Source organism: Novosphingobium sp. 11B (assembly GCF_054589055.1).
Genome location: NZ_BAAILP010000223.1, coordinates 1 through 252, shown reverse-complemented (window position 1 = coordinate 252; position 252 = coordinate 1). Strand labels below are relative to the sequence as shown.

Sequence of the window (252 nt, the reverse complement as noted above, 5' to 3'; positions counted from 1 at the left end):
CTGTGCGGGGGACAGCATCCCGTTCCTGACCTGCTTGCGGACCGGATTGTAGAACATCTCGATGTAATCGAACACGTCCTGCCGGGCTTCATCGCGTGTTTTGTAGGTCCGGCGCCTAATGCGCTCACGCTTGAGCGAGGAAAAGAAACTCTCGGCCACCGCGTTGTCGTGGCAGTTGCCACGCCGGCTCATCGAGTGCTCAAGATTGTGAGCCCGGATGAAGGCCGCCCAGTCCATGCTGGTGAACTGCGA

1 protein-coding gene is annotated in these 252 nt (G+C 59.5%); it reads right to left on the bottom strand.

Going from position 1 to position 252, the window contains the following annotated elements; translation table 11 throughout:
• Positions 1 to 252: IS3 family transposase (locus tag ACYPYD_RS20125; protein ID WP_459665087.1), on the bottom strand; the 252-nt coding region annotated here is incomplete at both ends.